At 67.1% G+C, this 23,109-nt stretch carries 21 protein-coding genes; 1 reads left to right on the forward strand and 20 read right to left on the reverse strand.

Annotated features, from left to right (window positions below):
* Positions 1-5 precede the first annotated feature (5 nt).
* The 6 genes from AC3WLC_RS20580 to AC3WLC_RS20605 form a co-directional block, all read right to left on the reverse strand.
* Positions 6-1,010, reverse strand: coding sequence for an ABC transporter permease subunit (locus AC3WLC_RS20580; RefSeq protein WP_493685772.1), 1,005 nt, complete (start codon positions 1,008-1,010; stop codon positions 6-8).
* Positions 994-2,307 carry an extracellular solute-binding protein gene (locus AC3WLC_RS20585; protein ID WP_493685773.1) on the reverse strand — a complete coding sequence of 438 codons (1,314 nt, stop codon included), beginning with the start codon at positions 2,305-2,307 and terminating at the stop codon, positions 994-996. Before AC3WLC_RS20585 ends, AC3WLC_RS20580 begins: the two co-directional genes overlap by 17 nt.
* Before the next feature lie 147 nt (positions 2,308-2,454).
* Positions 2,455-3,402: a sugar-binding transcriptional regulator gene (locus AC3WLC_RS20590; RefSeq protein WP_493685774.1), complete on the reverse strand. Its 948-nt coding sequence runs from the start codon at positions 3,400-3,402 to the stop codon at positions 2,455-2,457.
* 4 nt (positions 3,403-3,406) lie between these two features.
* Positions 3,407-4,081, reverse strand: coding sequence for an HAD family hydrolase (locus AC3WLC_RS20595; RefSeq protein ID WP_493685775.1), 675 nt, complete (start codon positions 4,079-4,081; stop codon positions 3,407-3,409).
* Between the two features lie 73 nt (positions 4,082-4,154).
* Positions 4,155-5,615 (reverse strand): xylulokinase, encoded by a 1,461-nt coding sequence (gene xylB, locus AC3WLC_RS20600; RefSeq protein ID WP_493685776.1) that lies wholly within the window; start codon positions 5,613-5,615, stop codon positions 4,155-4,157.
* Positions 5,616-5,643: 28 nt separating this feature from the next.
* Positions 5,644-6,684: a zinc-dependent alcohol dehydrogenase gene (locus AC3WLC_RS20605; RefSeq protein ID WP_493685777.1), complete on the reverse strand. Its 1,041-nt coding sequence runs from the start codon at positions 6,682-6,684 to the stop codon at positions 5,644-5,646.
* Between the two features lie 160 nt (positions 6,685-6,844).
* Between AC3WLC_RS20605 and AC3WLC_RS20610 the strand changes: the two genes are divergently transcribed.
* On the forward strand, positions 6,845-7,786 hold the full coding sequence (locus tag AC3WLC_RS20610; protein WP_493685778.1) for a sugar-binding transcriptional regulator: 942 nt from the start codon (positions 6,845-6,847) through the stop codon (positions 7,784-7,786).
* A gap of 5 nt (positions 7,787-7,791) precedes the next feature.
* Here AC3WLC_RS20610 and AC3WLC_RS20615 read toward each other — a convergent pair whose 3' ends face one another.
* The 14 genes from AC3WLC_RS20615 to AC3WLC_RS20680 all read right to left on the reverse strand — a co-directional run bounded on the left by AC3WLC_RS20615 (position 7,792) and on the right by AC3WLC_RS20680 (position 23,025).
* On the reverse strand, positions 7,792-8,583 hold the full coding sequence (locus tag AC3WLC_RS20615) for an inositol monophosphatase family protein (RefSeq protein WP_493685779.1): 792 nt from the start codon (positions 8,581-8,583) through the stop codon (positions 7,792-7,794).
* A complete protein-coding gene (locus AC3WLC_RS20620; RefSeq protein ID WP_493685780.1) occupies positions 8,576-9,415 on the reverse strand; it encodes a phosphodiesterase in 840 nt (279 codons plus the stop codon). Before AC3WLC_RS20620 ends, AC3WLC_RS20615 begins: the two co-directional genes overlap by 8 nt.
* 86 nt (positions 9,416-9,501) lie before the next feature.
* Positions 9,502-10,773: an ABC transporter substrate-binding protein gene (locus AC3WLC_RS20625; RefSeq protein WP_493685781.1), complete on the reverse strand. Its 1,272-nt coding sequence runs from the start codon at positions 10,771-10,773 to the stop codon at positions 9,502-9,504.
* 59 nt (positions 10,774-10,832) lie between these two features.
* Positions 10,833-11,597: a carbohydrate ABC transporter permease gene (locus AC3WLC_RS20630; RefSeq protein ID WP_493686099.1), complete on the reverse strand. Its 765-nt coding sequence runs from the start codon at positions 11,595-11,597 to the stop codon at positions 10,833-10,835.
* Positions 11,598-11,707: 110 nt separating this feature from the next.
* Complete coding sequence (locus tag AC3WLC_RS20635) at positions 11,708-12,631, reverse strand: carbohydrate ABC transporter permease (RefSeq protein WP_493685782.1); 924 nt, start codon at positions 12,629-12,631, stop codon at positions 11,708-11,710.
* A 2-nt stretch (positions 12,632-12,633) separates the two neighbouring features.
* Positions 12,634-13,821, reverse strand: a complete 1,188-nt coding sequence (locus AC3WLC_RS20640) for an ABC transporter ATP-binding protein (protein ID WP_493685783.1) — start codon at positions 13,819-13,821, stop codon at positions 12,634-12,636.
* Positions 13,822-13,896: 75 nt separating this feature from the next.
* Entirely contained in the window at positions 13,897-14,718 is an 822-nt protein-coding gene (locus AC3WLC_RS20645) for a metallophosphoesterase family protein (RefSeq protein ID WP_493685784.1), read from the reverse strand.
* 156 nt (positions 14,719-14,874) lie between these two features.
* Positions 14,875-15,603 (reverse strand): SDR family oxidoreductase, encoded by a 729-nt coding sequence (locus tag AC3WLC_RS20650; RefSeq protein WP_493685785.1) that lies wholly within the window; start codon positions 15,601-15,603, stop codon positions 14,875-14,877.
* Positions 15,600-17,255, reverse strand: a complete 1,656-nt coding sequence (locus AC3WLC_RS20655) for an FGGY-family carbohydrate kinase (RefSeq protein WP_493685786.1) — start codon at positions 17,253-17,255, stop codon at positions 15,600-15,602. Before AC3WLC_RS20655 ends, AC3WLC_RS20650 begins: the two co-directional genes overlap by 4 nt.
* A gap of 1 nt (position 17,256) precedes the next feature.
* The gene (locus tag AC3WLC_RS20660) at positions 17,257-18,696 is read right to left on the reverse strand and encodes an FAD-dependent oxidoreductase (RefSeq protein ID WP_493685787.1); all 1,440 of its coding nucleotides are present in this window, start codon (positions 18,694-18,696) and stop codon (positions 17,257-17,259) included.
* Positions 18,697-18,769: 73 nt separating this feature from the next.
* On the reverse strand, positions 18,770-20,065 hold the full coding sequence (locus tag AC3WLC_RS20665) for an ABC transporter substrate-binding protein (protein WP_493685788.1): 1,296 nt from the start codon (positions 20,063-20,065) through the stop codon (positions 18,770-18,772).
* A gap of 28 nt (positions 20,066-20,093) precedes the next feature.
* Positions 20,094-20,927: a carbohydrate ABC transporter permease gene (locus AC3WLC_RS20670; protein ID WP_493685789.1), complete on the reverse strand. Its 834-nt coding sequence runs from the start codon at positions 20,925-20,927 to the stop codon at positions 20,094-20,096.
* On the reverse strand, positions 20,917-21,792 hold the full coding sequence (locus AC3WLC_RS20675; RefSeq protein WP_493685790.1) for a carbohydrate ABC transporter permease: 876 nt from the start codon (positions 21,790-21,792) through the stop codon (positions 20,917-20,919). Before AC3WLC_RS20675 ends, AC3WLC_RS20670 begins: the two co-directional genes overlap by 11 nt.
* A 78-nt stretch (positions 21,793-21,870) precedes the next feature.
* Positions 21,871-23,025, reverse strand: a complete 1,155-nt coding sequence (locus AC3WLC_RS20680) for a LacI family DNA-binding transcriptional regulator (protein WP_493685791.1) — start codon at positions 23,023-23,025, stop codon at positions 21,871-21,873.
* Between the last annotated feature and the right edge of the window lie 84 nt (positions 23,026-23,109).

Consider the following 23,109-nt stretch of genomic DNA (forward strand, 5'->3'; position numbering starts at 1 on the left):
AGCCTCTAGACGCTGTAGTTCACGCGCCGCTCGATGAAGCGGAACTGCGCGAAGGTGAGCGCGAGCGCCAGCGCCATCAGGACGACCGATTGCGCCGCCGAGGAGCCGAGATCGAGCGTGACGAAGCCGTCCTGGTAGACCTTGTAGACCAGGATCGAGGTGGAACCCGCCGGTCCGCCGCGGGTCGTCGCATCGACGATCGCGAAGGTCTCGAACAGGCCATAGACGAAGTTGATCACCACCAGGAAGAATAGGGTAGGCGAGATCATCGGCAGGCAGATGCGCAGGAAGCGCTGGATCGGCCCGGCGCCATCGAGATAGGCCGATTCCAGGATCGATTGCGGCACGGAGAGCAGGGCCGCGACCAGGAAGATGTAGTTGTAGCAGATGTGCTTCCACGAGGCGGCCATGACGATCAGCGCCAGCGCGTGACCGGAATTGCGGTTCGGATCCCAGTCGAAGCCGAGCCCCTGCAGCATCTGCGCGACCGGGCCGACACGAGGATTGAACAGGAAGGCCAGCATGATGCCGGCGATCGCCGGCGCGATCGCATAGGGCAGCAGCAGGATGGTGCGGTAGGCGCCACGGCCGCGCGCGATATGGTTGGTCGCGAAGGCGAGCACGAGCGCGGCCGACAGGGTCAGCAGGTTCTGTGCGAGCGTGAAGAGCAGCGTCACCTGCGCGGACGACCAGTAGACGCCGCTGCGGAAGAGACGCTCGAAATTCTGGAAGCCGACCCATTGCGTCGTCGCGCCGAACGGGTCGGTGAGCTGGAAGGCCTGGAGCAATGCCCGCACCGAGGGGATGAAGAAGAACAGCAGCAGGATGAAGAGCTGCGGCGCCAGCAGCCAGAACGGCAGCCAGCTGCCGCTGAAATGCGCGCGCTTCAGCCCGCTTTCCGCCTGGCCGCCCCTGATCGGAGCGGCCGCTCGCCGCCGCAGCGGCCAACGCAGACGCCGCGCGTCTGCGTTGGCCGGCAGCGCGAGGCCTTCGCTATTTCTTGCCAGCATTGAGCTGCTCGTAGCGGCGCAGCGCTTCGTTGCCGCGATTGACTGCGTCGTCGAGCGCCTGCTGCACCGGCTTGCGGCCGAGGAAGGCGGCCGAAACCTCCTCCATGATCGCGACATTGATCTGGTTGCTGTTGCCGATCCGGAAGCCGAGCGAGTTGTCGCTGGGCGTGCCGCGCATCAGCTGGACGACGGCGATCGCCCGCGTTGGGCTCTTGTCGTAATAGCCCTGCGCCTTGGCGGCCTCGTAGGCGGCGACCGTCACCGGCACATAGCCCGTCGCCTGGTGCCACCAGACCTGCGTGTCGGTCTGCGCCAGGAAATTATAGAAGGCGGCGACCGCCTTGTACTTCTCCGGCGTGTGGCCCTTCAGCGTCCAGAGCGCGGCGCCGCCGATGACGCTGTTCTTCGGCGTCACACCCTGCTCATAGGGCAATTCGGTCGCGCTCCAGTCGAACTTGGCGGCGGCGACCACGGCGGCGTGAGCGGCGGTCGAAGCGATGATGGTCGAGCACTCGCCCGAGGTGAAGAGCTGGACCGGGATGACGCCTTGCCCAGCGATCTGCATCACGCCCGAACTGACCAGGCGCTTCATGCGCTCGACCTGGCCGACGAGCTTGCCCTTGTTGAAGACGAAGGTGGCGTCGAGCCCGTCCAGACCGTTGCGCCTGGTCGCATACGGGATGTCGTTCACCGCGCTATAGTTCTCGAGGAAGCTCCACTCATAGTCGCCGGGCAGCACCATCGCGCATTTCGAGACGCCCTTGGCCTTGATCGCATCGAGCTGCGGCTCGAGCTCCTGCCAGGTCGCGCCGGGCTTGTCGAAGCCGGCCGCTTTGAAGTGATCGCGGTTGTAAAACAGGATTGGCGTCGAGGAATTGAACGGCATCGCCTGCAGCTTGCCGTCTATCGCGTAGTAGCTGACCACCGGCTTGATGAAGTTCGACCAGTCGACCTTGTAGCCCTGCCCGGCCATCAGCTCGGCCGTCGGGACGATCGCCCCGGAATTGACCATGGTCAGGAAGGAACGCTCGTTCGACTGGACGATCTCCGGCTGGCGCTTGGCCCGGTAGGCGGCGATCGTGCCGTTCAGCACCTCGTCATAGGTGCCCTTGGCGATCGCCTTGACGACATAGTCCTTCTGCGAGTCGTTGAACTTCTTGACGACCTCGTCGACGCGCTCGCCGAGGGCGCCGCTCATCGCATGCCAGAATTCGATCTCGGTCGCTGCCCGGGCCGTCGACAGGCCCGCCAGCAGCAGGGCACCCGCACCTGCCAGCACCGCATGGATAGGTCGCATGAAAGCCTCCCTCGTGGCGTTATGTGAGCATATGCTCTTTGTTGAAGCATATGCTCGCACATCGCCTTCCTATGTCAACCGGCCATGACAGGGCGATGACGGCGCGAGCAGGCGTGCCGACACCAGATCGATCAGGATGGAGGGGGCTCAGTCGGCCAGGAGGGCGCGCGCGGTGTCTTCGTCTGTGATCAGGCCGTTGACGATGCGGCCGGCGAGGGCGGCTCGCAGCGGCGGCACCTTCGCGGTGCCGTGAGCAATGCAGATGCGCAATCGGTCGCTGCCCGGCTCCGGCGGCACGCTGGTGACGCGCTGGTTCAGGCCCTGGTCGAGGATCCTGCCCTCGGCATCGAACGCCCAGCCGGTCACTTCGCCGACGGCCCCGGCGCGAACCAGCTCGAGCAATTCGCTGCGGGTCATGAAGCCGTCGCGATAGAGCACCGCGTCGTCGCCGATCTGGCTGATGCCCATCAGCCAGAGATCGGCCTCGCCGGCGATGGCGCGAATCCGCCGGACCGACTCGATCTCGATCAATTGCGCCCGCTCTTCGGCGCTCGAGACATAGAGCGGCAGCGGCATCGGGAAATGCTGGGCTTTGGTGATCTCCGCCAGCTTGACCAGCGTGTCGAACCGGCTCGCCGAGCCGTCCGGCGAGATCGTGCCGACGAGGGAGACCAGCCGATGCAGCGGGCAGGACATCGGCGAGACGCGCTCGATGCTGGCGCGCATCGAGCGGCCTGTGCCGAGCGCCATCACCAGCGACTTGCGCGAGCGCAGCCAGCGCTCGATCAGCAGGCCGCCGAGCGAGGCGACGCCTGAGGCTGCCGTGTCGGCCGAGCCGTCGGCCGGCGCGATATCGCAATGCTGCAATTCGAAGCGGTCGCGCAGGCGCGCGGCAAGGTCCATGCAGTCCGCGATCGGGTGGTTCATCCTGAAGCTGATCAGCCCCTCGGTTCGGCAGAGCGAGACGAGACGCTGCGCTGCCGGCCGCGAGATGTTCAGGATCTGGGCGATGTCTTCCTGGGTCCTGCCGGCGATGTAGTACAGCCAGCCGGCGCGGGCTGCGTCGTCGAGGCGTGCATTGTCTCCGTCGGCCATGCCGTCAATCCGCGTCCTGCATCGCCAGTTCGCGCCAGGAGCCGAGCAATCGGTCTGCCCCGGCTTCCATCAGGGCGCTGCGCTGGTCGAGCACTGCGAAATGGCTGCCCGCGGCGAGCCCGAACGCGGTCATGCCTGCAGCCTTGGCCGCCTTCACGCCGCTGACGCTATCCTCGATCACCAGGCAGCGCTCTGGCGCGGCGCCGCGCTCGGATGCCGCCAGCAGGAAGAGATCGGGGGCGGGCTTGCCGCGCTTCACGCGCGTGGTGCTGAAGATCCGCCCCTCGAATAGATCCCAGAGGCCGGTCTGGCGCAGGCAGAGCTCGATGCGCTCCTCGTCGCTGGAGGACGCGACGCAATAATCGGCATCGAAGGCTTCGACCGCGGCGCGCACGCCGGCGATCGCCTGCAAATCCGCCCGGAAGGCCGAAAACAGCCGGGCGCGCCAATCCCGCGTGAAGCTCTCGGGGGCGGGACGGCCCGTCATTCGCTCATAGTCCCCGATCACCGCATTCGCCGGCCGGCCGAGATAGCGCCGCATCACATGGGGCAGATCGTAGTCGGGATCGAGCGGCGAGAGAAGCTCGGCCAGGATCCGGCAACTGATGGTCTCGCTGTCGACGAGCACGCCGTCGCAATCGAGGATGACGAGGTCGAACTGGCGGGGTCGGTGGCGCATGGAGTCAACAAAAATCGATTAGATGCTCCTATCAAGAACATCTGCTCGGATTCCTGTCAAATCCTTCGACCGATCAGCGCAGTCCCTGGCTGTCGCGAGCGGCCTGCTGCCAGATCAGGTAATGCCGGTCATAGGCGGACACATGATTTGGTTCGGGCTCGAAGCGCCGCGCCTCGCCTGCCGGCTTCCGGCAGACGTCACGCATGGGTTCGCCCGTGCAGGCGAGCCGCGCCAGCCGCGCTGCGCCGAAGGCCGCACCGTGGTTTCCGTCGGCGTGACGCTCGAGCGGAATGCCGAGCACATTGGCGAGGATCGACAGCCACAGATCGGACCGCGAGCCGCCGCCGATGACCAGCGCCCGTTCGATCGCGGCGCCTGCGCCTTCGAGCGCGAGCTTGCCATCGCGGAAGGCGAAGGCGACGCCCTCCAGCACGGCCTGGGTCATTGCGTCCCGATCGGTCTCGTGCGCCAGGCGAGTGAAGCTGCCCAGCATCTGCGGATCGTTATGAGGGGTACGCTCGCCGGAGAGATAGGGCGTGAACAGCGTCGGGGAGGGGCGGCCGGCGCGACCACCGAGGGGCGCCAGCAGCGCGGCCTCGTCGCAGCCGGTGATTCCGGCCCACCAGCGCAGGCTCGCTGCCGCCGAGAGATGCACGGACATCTGGTGCCAGCGGTCCGGCACGGCATGGCAGAAGGCATGCACGGCGCTCTCGGCCCGCGGTTCGAACCTCTCGGTCGTGCGCCAGAGCACCCCGGAGGTCCCGAGCGAGAGGAAGCAGTCGCCCGGCTCGATCGCGCCCAGGCCAATGGCGCCGGCGGCGTTGTCGCCAGCCCCGCCCGCGAAAAGCGGCGGCGCGTCGAAACCGAGCTCGCGGCTGAGCTCGGCGCGCATCCGCCCGGCGGGCTGCGAACCTTCGACGAGGGCCGGCATCTGGCTGCGATCGAGGCCCGTCGCCGCCAACATCCGGTCGGACCAGTCGCGGGCGCCGACATCGAGCCAGAGCGTTCCGGAGGCGTCCGACATCTCCTCGATCGTCTCGCCGGTCAGGACGAGCCTGAGATAGGCCTTCGGCAACAGGACCTTACGCGTCCTTCGGAAGATCTCCGGCTCGTGACGACGGACCCAGGCGAGCTTCGGCGCGGTGAAGCCCGGCATGGCGATATTGCCGGTGATCGCGCGGGAAGCCGGCTCGGCCGCTTCCAGCTCGGCGCATTGCGCAGCCGAGCGGCCATCGTTCCAGAGAATGCAGGGCCGCAGCGGCTGGTCTGCATCGTCGAGAAGGACGGCGCCATGCATCTGTCCGGACAAGCCGATGCCGCGACAGGCGCGAAAGGCGGGGAGGTCGGCATCGCGCAACCGCCGCAAGGCCGCCAATGTCGCGCTGACCCAGTCCGCCGGGTCCTGCTCCGACCAGAGTTGCCGCGGCCGCTGTAGGGAGAGTTCAGCCGTGGCGCTGGCAAGTATGCGCTGTCGGTCATCGACCAGGACGGCCTTGACCGAGGACGTGCCGAGATCGATGCCGACATAACTCATGGCGGCTGCCGGTGGCGCAAGGTGACAATCAGCGCCGGCGCGCCGCGGGGCCGCCGGGATAGATCAGGCTCTTGACCATACCCGCTTCGTTGGCGGCATGGCGACGGAACGCTTCCGGTCCTTCATCCAGCCCGAAACGATGGCTGACGACCGCTTCGACATCGACCTTGCCGAGCGCCACCAGCTCGATCGCGCGCGGATAGACATGCCCCATGCGGCGCGAGAATTTGATCGTCAGCCCGCGCCGGCGCGTCTCCGCCGCCGGCACGACATAGCTGTCGCCATCGGGGATACCGACCAGCACGACGCGCCCGCCGATCCGCGCGGCGCGCACGGCGTCGCGAAACCCTTCCGGCGCATTGGTCGCCTCGATCACCAGAGGCAGCCCTTCGCCATCGGTCCATTTCGCGACGTCGGCGACGCTCTCGCCGGCCTTGCTGGCGCCCAGCTTCAGCGCGAGGGCACGCCGATGCGGTTGCGGATCGCAGACCAGGATCTCGCCGACACCGACCGTCCGCAGCACCTGCAGGATCAGCAGGCCGATCGGCCCGCAGCCGAGCAGCGCGACGCGCTCGAGCAGGCGTGGCTTCGCCAGATCGACGGCATGGATGGCGACGCCGAGCGGCTCCAGCATGACTGCATCGCTCGGGGTGAAATGCTGCGGAACCGGGACGATTTGCGATGTCGGCACCCAGATCCGTTCGGTCATCGCGCCGTCATTAGGCGGCGCGCCGATGAAGACGACCTCGGGACAGAGATTGGGATGTCCCTCGCGGCAATGCTCGCAATGGCCGCAGGCCTGATTGGGATCGACAGCGACGAGCGAGCCGCGCGCCAGGCCGAGCTCGGGCAGATCCTCGGTCAGCCAGCCGCTGAACTCATGCCCCGGCACGAAGGGCGTTGCGATCACGGCCGAGCCGATGCCGCCATCCTTGTAATAGTGCAGGTCGCTGCCGCAGAGCCCGACGGCGGCGACGTCGATCAGCGTTTCGCCCGGCGCGCCCTCGCGCAGATTGAAGGGCGCGACGCGCGCATCGCCGGCGGCATGCAGGAACACGGCATGGGACATTTCGGGACGGCACTCCGGCGTAATCGACACTCAGATTAACAAATGTATTCTCTTATTTACATTGGTTTCGGTCAAGGTGAAAACAGCAAGCCGACAGCCCTCGGTTGTAGGGAGCGGCCGGCGCGATATAACGCTCGATAGCCCGACAGAAGGACCCGCGATGCCGGAAGACGCCCAGACCCAGGTGAGAGCCGCCTGGCTGTACTACATGGAGGGGCTGACCCAGGCGGAGATCGCCGACCGGCTGAAGATGACGCGGCTGCGGGTCAACCGGCTGCTGGTCGAGGCGCGCGGCAGCGGTCTGGTCAACATCACCATCAACTCGCGGCTCGAAAGCTGCGTCCGGCTCGAGCGTGCGCTGGTCGAGACTTTCGGACTGCAGGACGCCGTGGTGGTGCCGACGCCCGACGACCTTGCTCAGGTGCCGGCCCAGATTGGCCGGGCCGCCGGCGAGTTCGTCTCGCGGATCATCGAGGAGCGCCAGTCCGGCGTCTTCGGCGTCGGCTGGGGCAGCACGCTGCGCGAGACGATCCGGCATATCCGGCCCGGCCAGTTCCGCGAGCTCGACGTCACCTCGATGATGGGCGGGCTGACCTATGGCATCGAGCTCAACACCTTCGAGATCGCCAGCCAGTTTGCCCGGCTCTGGCAGGCGCAGTGCCATTACCTGGCTGCCCCGATCTATGCCGGCACGCCGCAATCGCGCGACACCATCCTGGCGCAGGACGTGTTCGAGGAGGCGTTCGCCCGCATCCGCGCCACCGACGTCTCGATCCTCAGCGCCGGCGACATGAGCGAGCGCTCGTTGCTGGTGCGCTATGGCTTGCCGCGCGATCTCGACATCGCCGAACTGACGGCCCAGGGCGCGGTCGGCGACTTGCTCGGCCAGTTCATCGACAAGGACGGCAAGCCGCTCGACCATCCGATCAACCGCCGCGCCATCGCGCTGCCGCTGGAGGCGCTGACGCGCATCCCGACCGCGATCCTGGCGTCGGGCGGCAGCAACAAGGCCGCGGTCATCGCCGCCGCCCTGAAGGGCAGGCTCGCCTCGGTGCTGATCACCGACGAGCAGGCTGCGGCTGCCGTACTCGCTCTGCACTGACGGCTTCAGGCGGCGCGGATCGCGTCGAGCAGCTCGTCATGGATCAGGCCGTTGCTGACGACCTTCTCCAGGTCCTCGTCGCGCGAATCCACGCCGGCGACGGTCGTGACCTTGCCACCGCCGGCACGAACCAATGGCATCGCCGCCGCATGCGAGACGATGTCGGCCTTGAGCCCGATGAAGGCGTCGAGGCGCCCGGCTGCGACCAGCGACATCTCCAGCCCGCCCGAGACCAGGATACGCACGCCCCGGCACAGGCCGGACAGCCGGCGGATGACGGCGTTGGTCCGCTCCAAATCCTCCGGCGCGTAATGCGAGGTCAGGCAGATCGAGACCACGGCATCGGCCAGGCTCGTCGTCGCCGAGACGGCGACACGGCGGTCGTTGACGGTCGCGACGCCGCCTTCTGCATAATGCGCGACGAGCCCGGCCAGCGGCGCATGAGTCAGGCCTAGCAGTGTGCGACCCTCTTCCTGATAGGCCATGGTGACCGAGAACCAGGGCAGGCCGCCGGCATAGTTCACCGTGCCGTCGAGCGGGTCGATGATCCAGCGCGGCGCTACCTCCGAGCCGGAGAACCCAGCTTCCTCGGAGAGGATCGCCGCCTCGGGCGTCAGCTGCCTGAGGCCGTCGATGACCAGCCGTTCTGAGGCGAGATCGGCAGCCGTCACGACATCGCGAAAGTCCTTGCGAGCGACGGAAAGGTCGCCGCCCTGCATGCGGACCAGCAGCTCGGCCGCCTGCCGTGCGATCGCGGCCGACTGGTCGAGCAATGCGAGAAGGCGCGGCTCAGGCATCGGCGACCTGCGGCTTGCCGGGATAGGCGGGGTCGAGCACGAAGGGCCGGCGCGGGCCGTAATCGCCGATCGGCTGGAGATGGCTGACGATGCCAGTCTCCGGGCGCCAGGCATGCACGGCAAAAGCCGGCGGCTCCATGATGAACCAGTTCTCCGTGCCGGGACGCAGATCGAGCGCGACCTGATGCGCTGTCCCTGGCGCGACATAGCCGATCGTTCCAGCGAAGCGCCGCTGGATCGGCCTGTGGTAATGGCCGCAGAGCACGCGCTCGACCTCGGGATGAGCGGCGATCAGCGCGGAAAAGCTCGCGGAGACACGGCAGGGGATCACATCCATGCCGTCGACCCCGACAGCGAAGGGCGGATGGTGCATGAGGATCAGCGTCGGGCGCCCCTGTCCTTCGCGCAGGCGCTCGGCCAGCCAGGCCTCGCGCTCGGCACAGATTTCGCCGCCATCCTCGCCGGCGATGACCGTGTCGAGCCCGATCAGACGGACTGGGAAATCCTCGACGGTGTAGTGCAGGAAGCCGGCCTTCGGCAGGTAGGCGTAGTCCGCGCCGAGCGCCTCGGCGAAGCTCTCGCGCCGGTCGTGGTTGCCGGGCAGGACATAGACCGGCATCGGCAATCGCCGCAGCGCGGCGCGGACGATCGCGTATTCCTCGGCGAGGCCGCAATCGGCGAGGTCGCCGGTGACCAGCACGCAATCCGGCGCCGGATCGAGCGCCAGCACGGCATCGACGGCGCTCTCGATTGCGGCATTGGTGTCGACGATGCCATAGGCCGGGCGGCCATGCGGCCTGGCGTGGAAATCGCTGAGCTGGGCGATGATCATCGTGCTTCTATCCAATGGCTATAAAACGAAGAGCCGCCCAGCGCGAAAGCACCGGGCGGCGGTATCAATGCGTCAGAGCGATACGCTCACTTCATCAGCGCTTCGGTCTCGGAGACCATGCGCTCGATGCCGGCCTTGGGCTGGATCTCGCCGCGCATCACGCCGGCGATCACCTCGCGCTGCTGGCGCCAGATGCGGACCGAGTTGCCGCCCGGATAGCCCTGCCAGGGCGAGGCGCGGTTCACCTGGCCGTTGATCGTGCGGAAATTGGCGTTGTCCTTGTAGAACGGGCCGAGGAAGGCGTCCTCGCCGGCACGCAGATTGGTCGGCATGTAGCCCGAGGTCTCGACGACGATCTTCTGCGCCTCCGGGCCCGTGACGAACTTCACGAACTCCCAGGCCGCCTTCTGCTTGGCCGGGTCCTTGGCGGTGATGATCGCCGCATTGCCGCCGGTCGGCAGCGTGCCTTTGGCCTTGTCGTCGACCGGGAAGAGGGCGGTCTTCAGCGTGAAGCGCTCGCCGACGAGGTCGGTGACCTGGCGCAGGCGGGCCGGCGTGTCGAAGAAGATGCCGATCTTGCCGGCGATGAACTGCTGGCGCGACTGATCCCAGTCGATCAGCGGCATGCCGTCTTCGGTGACCAGGCTGCGCAGCGTCTCCAGCGCCTTCAGGCCGACATCGCCGCCGAAGGCGACCTTCTTGCCGCTGGCGTCGAGCAGGGTATGGCCGCCCTGCTGGACGATGCCACGCCAGAGCCAGTCATCCGGCCAGTCATGGATGTTGTAGGCGAGGCCGGCGACATCGGCGATGCGGATCTTCTTGGCGAGCGCGATGGTGTCGGCCCAGTTGTCGGGCATCTTCTCGGGATCCCCGCCGGCCTTCTTCACCAGCTCGGCGTTGAAGTACATCAGCGGGGTCGAGGCGTTGAAGGCGAGGCCCGCCTGCTTGCCATTGGCCTGGCCGAGCGAGAGCAGCGCGTCCGAGTAGTTGGCCTTGCGCCAGGCTTCCGGTTCGGCCTTGAGCAGTTCGCCGAGGTCGACGACCTGCTTGCGCTTGTCGAGCGTCTCGACCAGCTCGGTCAGCAGATGGAAGCCGGAATAATAGACATCCGGCAGCTGGTTGGTGACCGACGAGCGCAGCATCGCCTGATGCCCCTCGTCATAGCTCGCCGCCGGGGCCCGGAAATTGATCTTGATGCCCGGGTTCTTCTTCATGAACTCCGCGGCGATCGGCTCGTGGAACTTGGCGAAGGCCGGGAAGGCGTAGAGCACGTCGAGCGTGACCTCCTGGGCGCGCGCCGCCGTGGAAGCGGCCAGCGCGAACGCCGCGGCGGCCAGGGTTCTACCGAAAGCTTTCATCGGTGATCTCCTTGAGAGAACTGGGTTTTTGGGCAGGCTTAGGCGTTTCGGTGGTCGACTTATTTGACGCCGGTCATTGTGATGCCGTCGATGAATCGGCGCCGCGCGATCAGGAAGGTGAGAACGAGCGGTGCGGTCAGGATCGTCGCCGCCGCGGTCAGCGCGCCGTAGTTCGAGCCGGTCTCGGCATCGGCGAAGAACATCATCCCGAGCGGCGGCGGCGCGAGCTTGGCGTCGGAGATGACGATCAGCGGCCAGTACAGATCGTTCCAGTGCGCCACGGTCGAGAACACCGCGAAGGCGGCGATCGCCGGCCAGGCGCTCGGGGTGACGATGCGCCAGACGATCTCGAACTCGCTCATCCCGTCGAGTCGGGCGGCATTGATGATGTCGTCGGGAAAGCTGCGGAAGAACTGGCGGAACAGGAAGATGGCGAAGACCGAGAGGAAGAACGGCACCATCATCGAGAAATAGGTGTTGAGCAGGCCGAGCTGGGCAAGGCCGATATAGAGCGGCATCGCCGGCACCTGCACGGGAATGCAGAGGCCGAGCAGCACCAGCACGAAGAGCAGGTTGCGCCCGGGGAAATCGAGCTTCGCCAGCGCATAGGCGCAGGGGATCGCGACCAGAAGCTGCACCACGAGGATGCCGGCGCAGAGGATGACGCCGTTCAGCGCGAAACGCAGCAGCGGCGCCTTTTCCATGGCGAAGCGGTAGTTCTCGACGCCGTAGAACTGCTTGGGCCAGAGCGCGATCTCGGCGCTGAAGATCTCGGCCGGCGGCTTGATCGAGGTCACCAGCATCCAGATGAACGGCGCCAGCATGAACAGCGCCCCGGCGATCAGCACGCCATGGATCAGCACGAGCGAGAGGAAGCGTCGCGCTGCCGAATGCGCGGGCGAGACCGTGGCGACGAGGGGAGTGCTGGCTGCCATCAGTAGTGCACCTTCTTGTCGAGGGCGAAGGTCTGCACGGCCGAGAAGACCAGGATGAAGGCGAGGAAGATGAAGGTCAGCGCCGCGGCATAGCCGGTGTGGAAATACTGAAAGCCTTCGAGATAGATGTTGTAGAGCAGCACCTCGGTCGAGCCGACCGGCCCGCCGCGCGTCATCACCGCCACCGTGTCGAAGATCTTGAAGGCGGTGATCATCGTCGTGATCACCACGAACATCGTCGTCGGCCCGAGCAGCGGCCAGGTGATGGTCAGGAAGCGGTCGACCCCGCCCGAGCAGCCGTCGATATCGGCGGCCTCGTAGAGATCGCGCGGGATCGCGGTCAGCCCGGCCAGGAACAGGATCATGTTGAAGCCGAGGATCTGCCAGATGCCGATCACGGCGAGCGTCGCCAGCGCCGTCGAGGGCTCGCTAAGAAAGGCGACGGGCGCGAAGCCGAGCCATTTCAGCAGTCCGTTGATCGGCCCGAGCGAGGGATGCAGCAGGAACTGCCAGACCGTCGCCATCGCGATCAGCGTCGAGGTCACCGGCAGGAAGTAGATGACCTCGTAGAGCGAGCGCGAGCGCGTCCGCCGATGGATCAGGATGGCGATCAGCAGCGCACCGAAGACACCGCCAGGCACCATGATCGCGACATAGATCAGGGTGTTCAGCAGCGAGCGGCGGATGATCGGATCGGCCAGCGCCTTCTGGAAATTGGCGAGCCCGACGAAGTCAAGGTCGACGCCGCCGAACTCGTAATTGGTTAGGCTGAGCATGACGAGCACGGCCAGCGGCGCCAGGATCGTCAGCACGAGCAGGACGAGCGCCGGCGCGGCGAAGCCGAGGCCGGTGACGCGCTCGATCCAGAGCCGGCGACGCCGGCTGGGCGCGAGTTGTACGGGCATGTCGAGCGCGAGCGTCATGCTCAGGCCCTCAGCGGCACGACGGAGGCGGTCGCGACGCCCGGCCCACGCGGCTCGATGCGTTCGCCATCGGCGGCGAAGAGATGGCAGGCGGCCTCGTCGAAGCCGAGCGTCACCTCGGCCGTTTCGTTGACGCCCGTCGCGATCGCCGGGCTGGCGCGCATCGTCACACCCGGCATGTCCCGGCCGGCGAGGTCGAAATGCAGGATGTATTCGGAGCCGAGATTCTCCTTGCGCCGCAGACGGGCGGAGAACCAGGCGCGCCCCGCGCCGGCCGGCTCGCCCTGGACCAGCGACAATGCTTCGGAGCGCACGCCGAGCGTCACGGCCTGCCCCTGGGCCTGCTGGACGCCGAGCGACATCGGTCGGCCGAACAGTTCGAGCCGGCCGCCCGCGCCGACACTGGCCGGCAGGAGGTTGATCGCCGGGCTGCCGATGAATTGCGCGACCTTGAGCGAGGCTGGCTTCTCATAAAGCTGGGAGGGCGTGCCGAGCTGCAGGATCGTGCCGGAATCCATCATCGCGACGCGATCCGACATCGTCATCGCCTCGACCTGGTCGTGCGTGACGTAGATGAAGGTCGCACCCAGCCGCTTGTGCAGCTCGGCCAGCTCGGTGCGCATATGCACGCGCAGCTTGGCGTCGAGATTGGAGAGCGGCTCATCCATCAGGAAGACGTCGGGATGGCGGACCATGGCGCGCCCGAGCGCGACGCGCTGGCGTTGGCCACCGGACAGCTGGGCCGGCTTGCGATCGAGCAGATGGTCGAGCTGGAGCTGCGCTGCGGCGGCCGCGACATCAGTCTCGATCCCGCGCATAACCGCGCGACGCTTGGCCGAGAGCTGGCGCAGCAATGGCAGGCGTTGCCAGAGCTTCAGCCGCGACATGGTCAGCGGCAGCGCGATGTTCTGGCGCACGCTCATATGCGGGTAGAGCGCATAGGACTGGAACACCATCGCCACGCGCCGCTCATGCGGGCGCAGGTGGTCGACCGGCTGGCCACCGATCGCGACCGCACCACCATCCTGATGCTCCAGCCCGGCGATGATGCGGATCAGGGTCGACTTGCCGCAGCCGGACGGGCCGACCAGGGTCAGGAACTCGCCATTGGCGATGTCAAGGTCGACGCCGCCGAGCACGCGCGTCGTGCCGAAGGACTTGGCGATGGAGGACAGGGTGACCGTTGCCACGTCGCTCGCCTTTCTGTGCGGGGGCCCGTAGGGGCTTCTTGCGTTTGACGTCGTCGAAGGGCGGCGAGCGCCGCCTCAGGCGGCGCGCGGCGGGTAGACCTCGTGGATCACATCGTCGATCCAGAGCGTCTGGAGCGTGCCGATCTCGTGGATCGCGGCGGTGTAGTCCCTGCCGTCGAACTCATAGGTCACGGCGCCGAGCGTCGTCGTGCCGGCCATGCCGGGCTGCAGCTCGGGACCGACCACGAAGCCGGAGGAGGGCCCCCAGATGTAGCGGGTGCCGTCGACCATAAAGTCGTGGGCGCGATGAAGGTGGCCGCTGGCGACGAAGGCGACCTCGTGCTTGCGGACGAGATCGAGCAGCTGCGCCCGCGGCTTCGGCGGCACGCTCCAATAGCCCTTGTCGCCTTCGCCCGGCGCTTCGATGAACAGCGGCCGGTGCAGGAACCAGCCGAGACGGCGCCCCTCTGCGCTGGCGATCTGCTGCTCCAGCCAGGTGAGCTGCCGCGCCTCATCGGCTTCGTCGCTGCCGAACAGCATCGAGTTGAGTCCGATCAGGCGCCAGCCTTCGACGTCATGGCCCCAGAAATCCGCCCCGAGATGGTCGCGCCAGCGCGCCAGCCGCGACGCATCGACCGGCTGATGCGGATGATAGGCCTCGCCGACATCGTGGTTGCCGGGGACGCAGAGGACCGGGACGCCAAGGGCCGTCAGGAGGCCGCTGCAATAGCCGAAGTCCTCGTCGACATCGGCACCGTCGACGGTGACGTCGCCGGTATGGATGACGAGGTCGGGCTTCTGCGTCGTCAGCCAGGCCGTCAGCGGCTGCCAATTGCCGGCGAAATGCTGCTTGGCCGGACTGAGATGAGTGTCCGAGATTTGCACGATCCGACGCATGACCACCCTCCGAACACGCCCCCGATGCCGGGATGCGGGCTGCCTTCCGTCCATGCGGGGCAGCGGTTTTGCCATGGAGCATACAAATGAATGTTTTGTGACACAATTGTATTTTCGAGCGCGCTGTCTCCCTGAAGTCGCGATCGGACTTGCCGGCTAGAGGTCCGTGCTCTGCGGCAGGATGACGAGATCGCGAATGGTCACGTTGCGCGGGCGGGTCAGCATGAAGTGCACGGCCTCAGCCACTTCCTCAGCCTCGATCAGGCCACCGCGGGCGCGCTCGGCGTCGAGCTTTTCCTGGGGCCAGTCGGCGATCAGGGCCGTCACCACAGGACCCGGCAGGATCGCCCCGACACGCAGGCCATGCGGGATCACCTGGCGGCGCACCGTGTGAACGAAGGCCTGCACCGCATGTTTCGAGGCGGTGTAGACCGGCTCCCAGACCACCGGAACGACACCGGCGACCGAGCTGGTCACCAGGATATCGCCGGTCTTGCGCGCGATCATGTGGGGGAGCACGGCGTGGATGCTGCGGAAGACCGCGTTGACGTTGAGGTTCAGCATGCGATCCCAGGCGTCGGGGTCGCCGTCGCTGACCGGTCCGCCGACATAGGCGCCGGCATTGGCGTGGAAGATGTCGAGCGGGCCGGCTCGTTCGAGGATCTGGGGCAGCATCCCGGCCACCGAAGCCGGGTCGGTCAGGTCGATGACGAGCGGGATGGCATGGGGCCCGAGGGGCGTGCAGGCCTGATCGAGAGCCCTGCCATCGCGGTCGACGAGGACGACGCGCGCGCCGGCGGCGAGCAGCCGTTTCGCGCAGGCAAGGCCGATCCCAGAGGCTGCGCCGGTGATCGCGGCGGTCTTTCCGGTGAGGTCCTGGGTCACGTCGGCGTCTCCGATACGGCTTGAATCCGGGCGGGCTGCATGAGGTCACGCGCCTTGCGCGCGGCCGCCTGCAGTGTTTCGAAGGCGGCAAAGCGCCTTGCATGGAGGGCGGCGATCTCGCCCTCGGCCGGCTTGAAGACGGTGGTGCCGGGCGCCATTCCGGTCATGGCGGTGGCAAGGTCCGGGAAGGCGTTCGCCGCCGTTGCCGCGAGCATGGCCGAGCCGAGCAGGACGGGATCGACCTCGTCCGGCGCCAGCAGCGGCAGCCCAGAGCAATCCGCCAGCAGTTGCCGGATCAACGGCTGGCGTCCGGCGCCGCCGCTGAGCACGATCGCTTCCAGCGTGGCGCCTTTCGTCCGACTGGTATCGATGATCTGGCGCAGGCCGTAGCCGATGCCGGTGAGCCCGGCGACATAGAGCGCGACGAGATTGTCGAGATCGCTTTCCATGCCGAGCCCGGCGATGACCGCCCGCGCATGCGGGTCGGCATGAGGCGAGCGATTGCCGAGGAAATCGGGCACGACGATCAGCTCGCCTGCGAGGCGAGCGGCGCCCGATGGTCCGGCGCTGCGCTGCGTTGCCTGTACAGCGAGCCAGTCGGGCAGCGAGAGCCCTTCAGCTTCGGCGCGGCGCTGCGCTTCGGGCGTGGCCGGATGAAGGACGAGCAGTTGCTCGATGGCGGCGCCGGCTCCCGATTGCCCGCCTTCATTGAGCCAGAGGCCGGGAACCATTGCGGCAAAATAAGGCCCCCAGACGCCGGGGATGAAGATCGGCTCATGGCTGCTCGCCATGGTGCAGGCCGAGGTGCCGAAGACATAGGCCAGGCGGGTGAGGGCGCTGCCATGCGGCGAGTGGACGCCGACCGAGCCGATGCCCCCGGCATGGGCGTCGATCAATCCCGCGGCGACGGCGGTGCCGGGCTTCAAGCCGAGCTCGGCGGCGGCTTGCTCGGTCAGCCCGTTGGCGAGCGTGGTGCCGCCCGGAATGATCTTGGTGCCGATGCGGGCAAAGCCATCCTCAGCCAGGTCGGCCAAGCCGATCTGCCGGAAGTAATCCGCGTCCCAGCGCCCTTCATGGGCGAGATAGGTCCATTTGCAGGTCACTGTGCAGGTCGAGCGCGCCAGCGAGCCGCTGGCGCGCCAGGTCAGGAAATCCGGCAGGTCGAAGAACTGCCAGGCCGCATCATAGGTGGCTGGCAGGTTCTCCTTGAGCCAGAGCAGCTTCGGCGTCTCCATCTCCGGCGAGATCGTGCCGCCGACATAGGCCAGGACCGGATGGCGCGTCGCGTTGATGCGCTCGGCCTGGCCGATCGCCCGGTGGTCCATCCAGACGATGATGTCGCGATTGGCGTCGCCATGCGGGCCGACGGGGAGGGGAGTGCCATCCGGCCCGAGCACGACCAGCGAGCAGGTCGCATCGAAACCGATACCGGCGATGTCGTCCGGCGTCAGCTCGGCCCCGGCTATCGCTTCGCGCACGCTGGCGCAGACGGCCCGCCAGATATCCGCGCTCGATTGCTCGGCGATGTCGGGGCCGTCGCGATAGAGCGCGATGTCGCGCTTGGCCGTCGCGACCATGCGTCCGGCCCGGTCGAAGATGCCGGCCCGGGCGCTGCCGGTGCCGACATCGATGCCGATGAAATGCGCGGCCATTTCAGGCGGCTGCGCGGTTCGGCGGTCCGGCACGGGTGCCGTCCGGATTGCGCAGATAGACGCCGTGTTCGAGCTGCTGGCGGCGTAGTTCCTCGATGTCGATCTCGGCCGGCGCGCGGTTGCCACGCACCGAGATCTTGGCGGCCCGCCCTGCGGCCTCGCCCATCGCCATGCAGGTCGCCATGACGCGGATCGCGCCCATCGCCTCATGCGTCGCCGAGATGCTGCGCCCGGCGACCAAGAGGTTGCCGATCTTCTGCGGCACCAGCGAGCGATAGGGGATGTCGTAGCAGTCGCCGCACCAGATCAGCGTGCAGCCATCGTCGGCCGGGCGGTGGATGTCGATCGGATAGCTCGCCACCGCGATCGCATCGTCGAAATGCGTGCAGGCCAGCACGTCCTCCTGCGTCATCACATACTGGCCGAGGATGCGGCGGGTCTCGCGGATGCCGAGGAAGGGCGCAGTCTTGGTGAAGTAGGCCTTCTCGAAGCCCGGCACGTAGTTCACCAGATAGGTGACGATATCGTCGATCTGGGCGCGGCCTTCGATTTCGCCCTTGGTCAGGCTGCGGGCGTCGGTGCCGTCCGTGCCCTTGACCCGGGTCATGTTGATCCAGACCTCGCCCTTCTTCAGGCCGGTGATGATGATCGTGCGCTCGTTCGGGATCTGCAGGCCGCGCTCGGCCTTGGCCTTGGCCATCAGCTCGCGCATGCCGACGACGATGAACTGGTGGTTCTGGCCGAAATACTCGGCCGGGATGAAGTCGGTGAGATAGGTCCGGGCCGCTGGCGGCGCGTTGGCGATCGAGAGCCTGAGCGCATCGGTGTCGACGCCGGCGAGGCAGAACATCAGCGTCGGCGGCTGCATGCCGCCCTCGGCATTGCCCTTCTCGGTCGGCACGCCGGCGCTGTAGGCGACATCGGCATCGCCGCTGCAGTCGATCACGATCCTGGCGAGGATGGCGGTGCGGCCGCTCTTGCTCTCGGTGATGACGCCGCGGATCGTGTCATTCTCGACCAATGCGCCGGCGAAGAAGGTGTAGAACAGGACGTCGACGCCGGCCTCCGTCAGCATTTCGAGGGCCACCGTTTTCACCGCCTCGGGCTCGACCAAAGTGATGCCCATATGGAGCGGGCAGGGTCGATGCTCGCTCGCGCCCTGTCGCTCCCGGCGCAGGCGCTCGATGAATTTCTGCGGCAGCCCGTCGATGATCTGGTTGCCTTTCTGGCCGAGGAAGCCGAGCACCGGTAGGCCGATCGTCATGTTGCCGCCGACAAAGCTGCGGCTCTCGATCAGCCCGACGCGCAGGCCGTCCTCTGCCGCCGCCAGCGCGGCCGTCAGGCCCGAGGGACCGCCGCCGACGACGAGCACGTCATACTCGGCGGAGACAGGAATGGAGCGCGCCGGCTCCTCGATGAAGCGGGGCGTTGCGGTCGACATGACGAAATCCTCTTCGATACAGCGATGGTCTGAACGGCCGCGGAGCGATCGGCCCCGCGGCGCGATGTGATGATCAGGCCGGCATCATCGGCTTGACGCGCTCGATGATGGCGGAGACGGCGTCCTTGACCGGCTTGCGGCCGAGCACAGCGAGCTGGACCTCCTCGAGGAAGGTCGCCTGCGCGCGCGCAGCCTCCGGGAAGGGCGGGAAGGCGCCGCGCGCCGTCGCCAGCACCTTGGCCTCAACCGCGGCGAGCGGGTTCTTCGCCTTCAGGCCCTCATCGGCATAGGAGGAGACGCGCACGGGTCCATTGCCATTGATCGCCATGCCGAGCGTCACGCGCTTGCTGGAGACTTCCTTGATGAAGTTCCAGGCGAGTGCCTTGTCCCTGGCGTTCTTCGGGATCGCCATCGCCCAGGCCTCGACGACGGAGGCCATCGGCACCTTGCCTTTGATCGCGGCGGAGCCGGGGAACTCGACCGCCTTGATCCGGCCGGGGAACTTGCTCTGCTCGGGGTTGTTGAGCTGCGCGCCGCGGGCGAAGGGCAGCACGGTGAAGGCGGCGCGGCCCTGCTGCAGCCAGGTGACCTGGTCGTCGTTCTTGGTGGTGGCGTAGCTGCGCGGCAGGCTGCCGGTCTCGAACATGCCGCGCAGTGCCGCCAGCCCTTGCTCCAGCGCCTCGCGGTTCGGCACCAGCTTGAGATCGGGGCTGATGAAGTCGCCACCATAGGCGCGGGCGAACATCACGGGGAAGACGGCGAGGTCGCTGGCCAGCACCATGCCGGTGACCGGCGTGCCGGCCTTGGAGGTGAAGCTCGTTTTCTTCGCCAGTTCGATCAGCTCTTCCAGCGTCGTCGGCGGGGCGGCGATGCCGGCCTCTTCCAGCAGGGCCTCGTTGTAGAACAGCCCTTGCGTCGCATGGCGGACGGGAATGCCGATCAGCTTGCCGTCGACGGTCATGCCCTGGACGAGGCCCGGCGCGATGTCGGCGAAGTCCTCGATCGCGTCCTTGCTCTGATAGGCATCGAGCGGCTCGAACAGAGCGGCGATCTGCGAGGTCGGCCGATTGTCGATCAGGTAGCCGACGCCGTATTCGGTCTCCTTCAGGCTGGCCTCGCGGAAGAGCCGGTCCTGCAGCGGATTGGAGTCGAAGGTCGTGAAGGCGATCTCGGCGTCATTGGCCTTGCGCCAAGCGGCCATCAGGTCGCCGTCGCCGCTGCCAAGCACGGTCTGGTGAACCTTGTGGCTCAGCACGTTCAGCGCCTTGCTCGCGGCGAGCGTTGGCCTGGCCGCAAGCGTCGCCGCTACGCCCGCGGAGCCGGCGACGAAGGCGCGGCGGGTCAGCTTGGCTTCAGGCTTGTTCGACATGGCTTCCTCCCTCTTTCTTTGTGGTTGGCTACCCCTTCGTCGAACCGGCGGTGAGGCCGGCCACGAGGTAGCGGTTCATGAAGACGACGAAGATGAGGACTGGCACGAGCTGCACCGTCGCGGCGGCGAAGAGGATCCCCCAATCGACGCCATCGATGGAGCCGATCATCTCCGAGATGACGAGCGGAGCGGTCTTGGCCTTGGTCGCGGTGAAGATGAAGGCGAAGAGGAACTCGTTCCAGGAGAAGACGATCACGAAGACGGCGACCGCGAGCACGCCGGGCATCGCCAGAGGCGCGATCACCTTGCGCAGGATGGTCAGGCAGCTGGCTCCGTCGATCGCCGCGGCCTCGTCGAGCTCGCGCGGGATCTGGTCCATGAAGGTGCGCATCAGCACCGTGCCGAGCGAGACGAAGAAGCTCGCATAGAGCAGGATCAGCACGAGATGGGTGTCGCTGAGCCCGAGCCAGTTCACGATCGGGAAGAGCGGCAGCGTCACCACGATCGGCGGAATCAGCCTGACGACGATGAGCCCGAGCAGGCTGGCCCCGAGCCAGCGTCCGGAATTGCGCGAGTAGACATAGCCGGCGCAGGCGCTGGCGACGATGGCGAGCAGCGTCGCGCCGATCGTGATCAGCAGGCTGTTGAGCAGGCCATCGAAGAAGACGCCCCAGGAGCGCCAGAGCTCGACGTAGTGCTTGAAGGTCGGCGCGAACAGCCATTTCGGCGGCACGGCGAAGATGTCCTGGCCGGGCTTCAGCGACGACAGCGCGATGAACAGGATCGGGAAGAGCGACCAGAACAGGATCGCCGCGACGGCGAGCGTCTTGCCCGTCCCGATCAGGAGGCGCTCAGTGCGCATGGGCCACGCCTCCGCGCCTGAGCAGCAGGACATAGGCGCCGGCGAGCAGGAGCGAGGCCAGCACCATGATCCAGGCGGTGGCGGCGGCCGGGCCGAAAGCGTTGAAACTGAAGGCCTCCTGATAGAGGTAGATCGCCACGACCTCGGTCGAGCGCGCCGGGCCGCCCTTGGTCAGCAGCCAGGCCTCCGAAAACAGTCGGAAGGCAAAGATGTAGCGAAACAGCAGCGCGATCAGCATGGCCGGGGCGAGCAGTGGCAGCGTCACGCGCCGGAAAGCCTGCCAGCGCGTCGCGCCGTCGATCCGCGAAGCTTCGTAGAGCTCGGCGGGAATGGCGAGGCGCGCCGCGTAGACGATGACGAAGGTGAAGGGCAGGTGCAGCCAGATCGTCAGCAGGCCGATCAGGATCATCGCGTGCGAGGGCTCGAACGACCAGTCGAGCGTCGGCAGGCCCAGTGCGTGCAAGGCCAGTGTGATCGGTCCGGCGTCGGGATCGAACAGGAAGCGCCACATCACCACGGCGGTGACTTCGCTGACGGCATAGGGCGCGAGCACGGCAACCAGCAGGACGCGCCGGAACGGCAGGCCGCTGGCAAAGAGCAGGGCCATGCCGAGGCCGATTGCGAGCTCCAGATGCACGGCCACGACGACGAGGACGACCGTGTTCCAGAGCGCGCCGTGGAAGGCCGGATCGGTGAGGACGCGCCAGTAGTTCTGCAGGCCGGCGAAGCTCGGCGCCTGGCCGAAGCTCGATGTGTTCAGGCTCAGCCAGACGACATAGAGCGACGGCAGCACGATCACGCTCAGGATGAGCAGGTGCACCGGCGCAAGCAGCGGCAATATCCGAGCCGTTCGTTGAAGCTGCACGCTTTCCTCCAGAACTTCTTCGCTCCAGGCTCTGTCGGCCCGGTGGCTTGGACGCTGGGCGTTCGCAGTCGATGTTCGTCAGTGCACCGCTTTGGGCGGCGCGGCCGGTCTCTCCGTGGTCGGAAGCAGATCGGGATCGCGGGGGTTGCCACGCTCCGCCGCGGCAGTGAGATCGCGCACGGAGTCGCGCACTTGCAGGCTCGTCTGCAGCACGATGTTCTGTGCCGGGGCGCTGTCGCCCGCCATGCGCGCACGCAGGCGCTGCCAGGTCGCCGCGGCGAGCTCGACGATCGGCTGCCGGATCGCGGTCAGCCCCGTTTTGCGGGCGCTCATCCATGGGTAATCGTCGAAGCCGACCACTGAAACGGGCTCGGGAATATCGATCTTCAGGCGGGCCAGCGCAGACAGCGCGCTCAATGTCGTGACGTTGGTCAGTGCGATCACCGCGCTCGGCTGCGGATGCCGCTCGAGCCAGTTGCGAAAGAGCTCGGCACCGTGCTCGGCGACGGATCCGAGCTCGATCACGGTCACCTCGCAACCGGCCGTCTCACGGATCAGGTCGCCAGCCCCGCGGGCGCGCTCGCGGATCGGCGAAATCGCGAGGCTGGAGGCGGCGATGACGACGTCGCGATGCCCCAGCGCCAGGAGATGGCGCGCTGCGATCTCTCCGGCTTCGCGGTTGTCGATGGCGACGGTGTCGACGACCGAGCCTCCCGGGTGGACGCGGTCGGCGAAGACGATCGGCAGCCGCCCGATTTCGACGGCGAGGGCTTGCGGCACCTCGTCGGAGCAGGGCACCACGATGAGGCCGGACGGGCGCCAGGCGAGCAAGGTGCTCAGGCGCGACTGCTCGAGGCCGATATCGTCGCGGGAGCTCGCGACGACGATGTCGTAGCCGTCGGCCTGCGCCAGGACCTCCAGCCGCGAGACGAGCGAGGTGAAAAAGACGTCGTCGAGATCGGGAACCAGGACGCCGACGACGCGGGCCTGACCCGAGCGCAGCTGCGACGCCGCGCGATCGACCTGATACGCCAGCTCCTTGGCAGCCAGCAGCACGCGTTCGCGCAGATCCTCGTTCACCGGCTTGTTGCCGCTGAAGACATTCGAGACCGTCGCGATGGACACCCCCGCGCGGCCTGCGACATCTCGGATCGTTACGCGGCGGCTATTCATCATGTGGCCTGTTAAACGTTTAACAGTAAAACGTTTAACAGGACTCGAACTACCTAGCAAGCGTCGTTCCGAGGGTCTGCTCTCGGCGGATTGTCCGATGTCCACAAGTGGCGCAACGGAGCCCCTGTAGAGCTCGATGCGGCG

Source organism: Allobosea sp. GW821-FHT03A12 (genome assembly GCF_058986765.1).

Bases quoted from the DNA above. Each gene is read 5' to 3' on its own strand.
- AC3WLC_RS20625 (WP_493685781.1), bottom strand. From the start codon at position 10,773: ATGAAAGCTTTCGGTAGAACCCTGGCCGCCGCGGCGTTCGCGCTGGCC.
- AC3WLC_RS20590 (WP_493685774.1), bottom strand. From the start codon at position 3,402: ATGGCCGACGGAGACAATGCACGCCTCGACGACGCAGCCCGCGCCGGC.
- AC3WLC_RS20635 (WP_493685782.1), bottom strand. From the start codon at position 12,631: ATGACGCTCGCGCTCGACATGCCCGTACAACTCGCGCCCAGCCGGCGT.
- AC3WLC_RS20595 (WP_493685775.1), bottom strand. From the start codon at position 4,081: ATGCGCCACCGACCCCGCCAGTTCGACCTCGTCATCCTCGATTGCGAC.
- xylB (WP_493685776.1), bottom strand. From the start codon at position 5,615: ATGAGTTATGTCGGCATCGATCTCGGCACGTCCTCGGTCAAGGCCGTC.
- AC3WLC_RS20615 (WP_493685779.1), bottom strand. From the start codon at position 8,583: ATGCCTGAGCCGCGCCTTCTCGCATTGCTCGACCAGTCGGCCGCGATC.
- AC3WLC_RS20670 (WP_493685789.1), bottom strand. From the start codon at position 20,927: ATGCGCACTGAGCGCCTCCTGATCGGGACGGGCAAGACGCTCGCCGTC.
- AC3WLC_RS20655 (WP_493685786.1), bottom strand. From the start codon at position 17,255: ATGGCCGCGCATTTCATCGGCATCGATGTCGGCACCGGCAGCGCCCGG.
- AC3WLC_RS20660 (WP_493685787.1), bottom strand. From the start codon at position 18,696: ATGTCGACCGCAACGCCCCGCTTCATCGAGGAGCCGGCGCGCTCCATT.
- AC3WLC_RS20610 (WP_493685778.1), top strand. From the start codon at position 6,845: ATGCCGGAAGACGCCCAGACCCAGGTGAGAGCCGCCTGGCTGTACTAC.
- AC3WLC_RS20585 (WP_493685773.1), bottom strand. From the start codon at position 2,307: ATGCGACCTATCCATGCGGTGCTGGCAGGTGCGGGTGCCCTGCTGCTG.
- AC3WLC_RS20665 (WP_493685788.1), bottom strand. From the start codon at position 20,065: ATGTCGAACAAGCCTGAAGCCAAGCTGACCCGCCGCGCCTTCGTCGCC.
- AC3WLC_RS20630 (WP_493686099.1), bottom strand. From the start codon at position 11,597: ATGCTGGCGCCGTTCATCTGGATGCTGGTGACCTCGATCAAGCCGCCG.
- AC3WLC_RS20580 (WP_493685772.1), bottom strand. From the start codon at position 1,010: ATGCTGGCAAGAAATAGCGAAGGCCTCGCGCTGCCGGCCAACGCAGAC.
- AC3WLC_RS20605 (WP_493685777.1), bottom strand. From the start codon at position 6,684: ATGTCCCATGCCGTGTTCCTGCATGCCGCCGGCGATGCGCGCGTCGCG.
- AC3WLC_RS20645 (WP_493685784.1), bottom strand. From the start codon at position 14,718: ATGCGTCGGATCGTGCAAATCTCGGACACTCATCTCAGTCCGGCCAAG.
- AC3WLC_RS20620 (WP_493685780.1), bottom strand. From the start codon at position 9,415: ATGATCATCGCCCAGCTCAGCGATTTCCACGCCAGGCCGCATGGCCGC.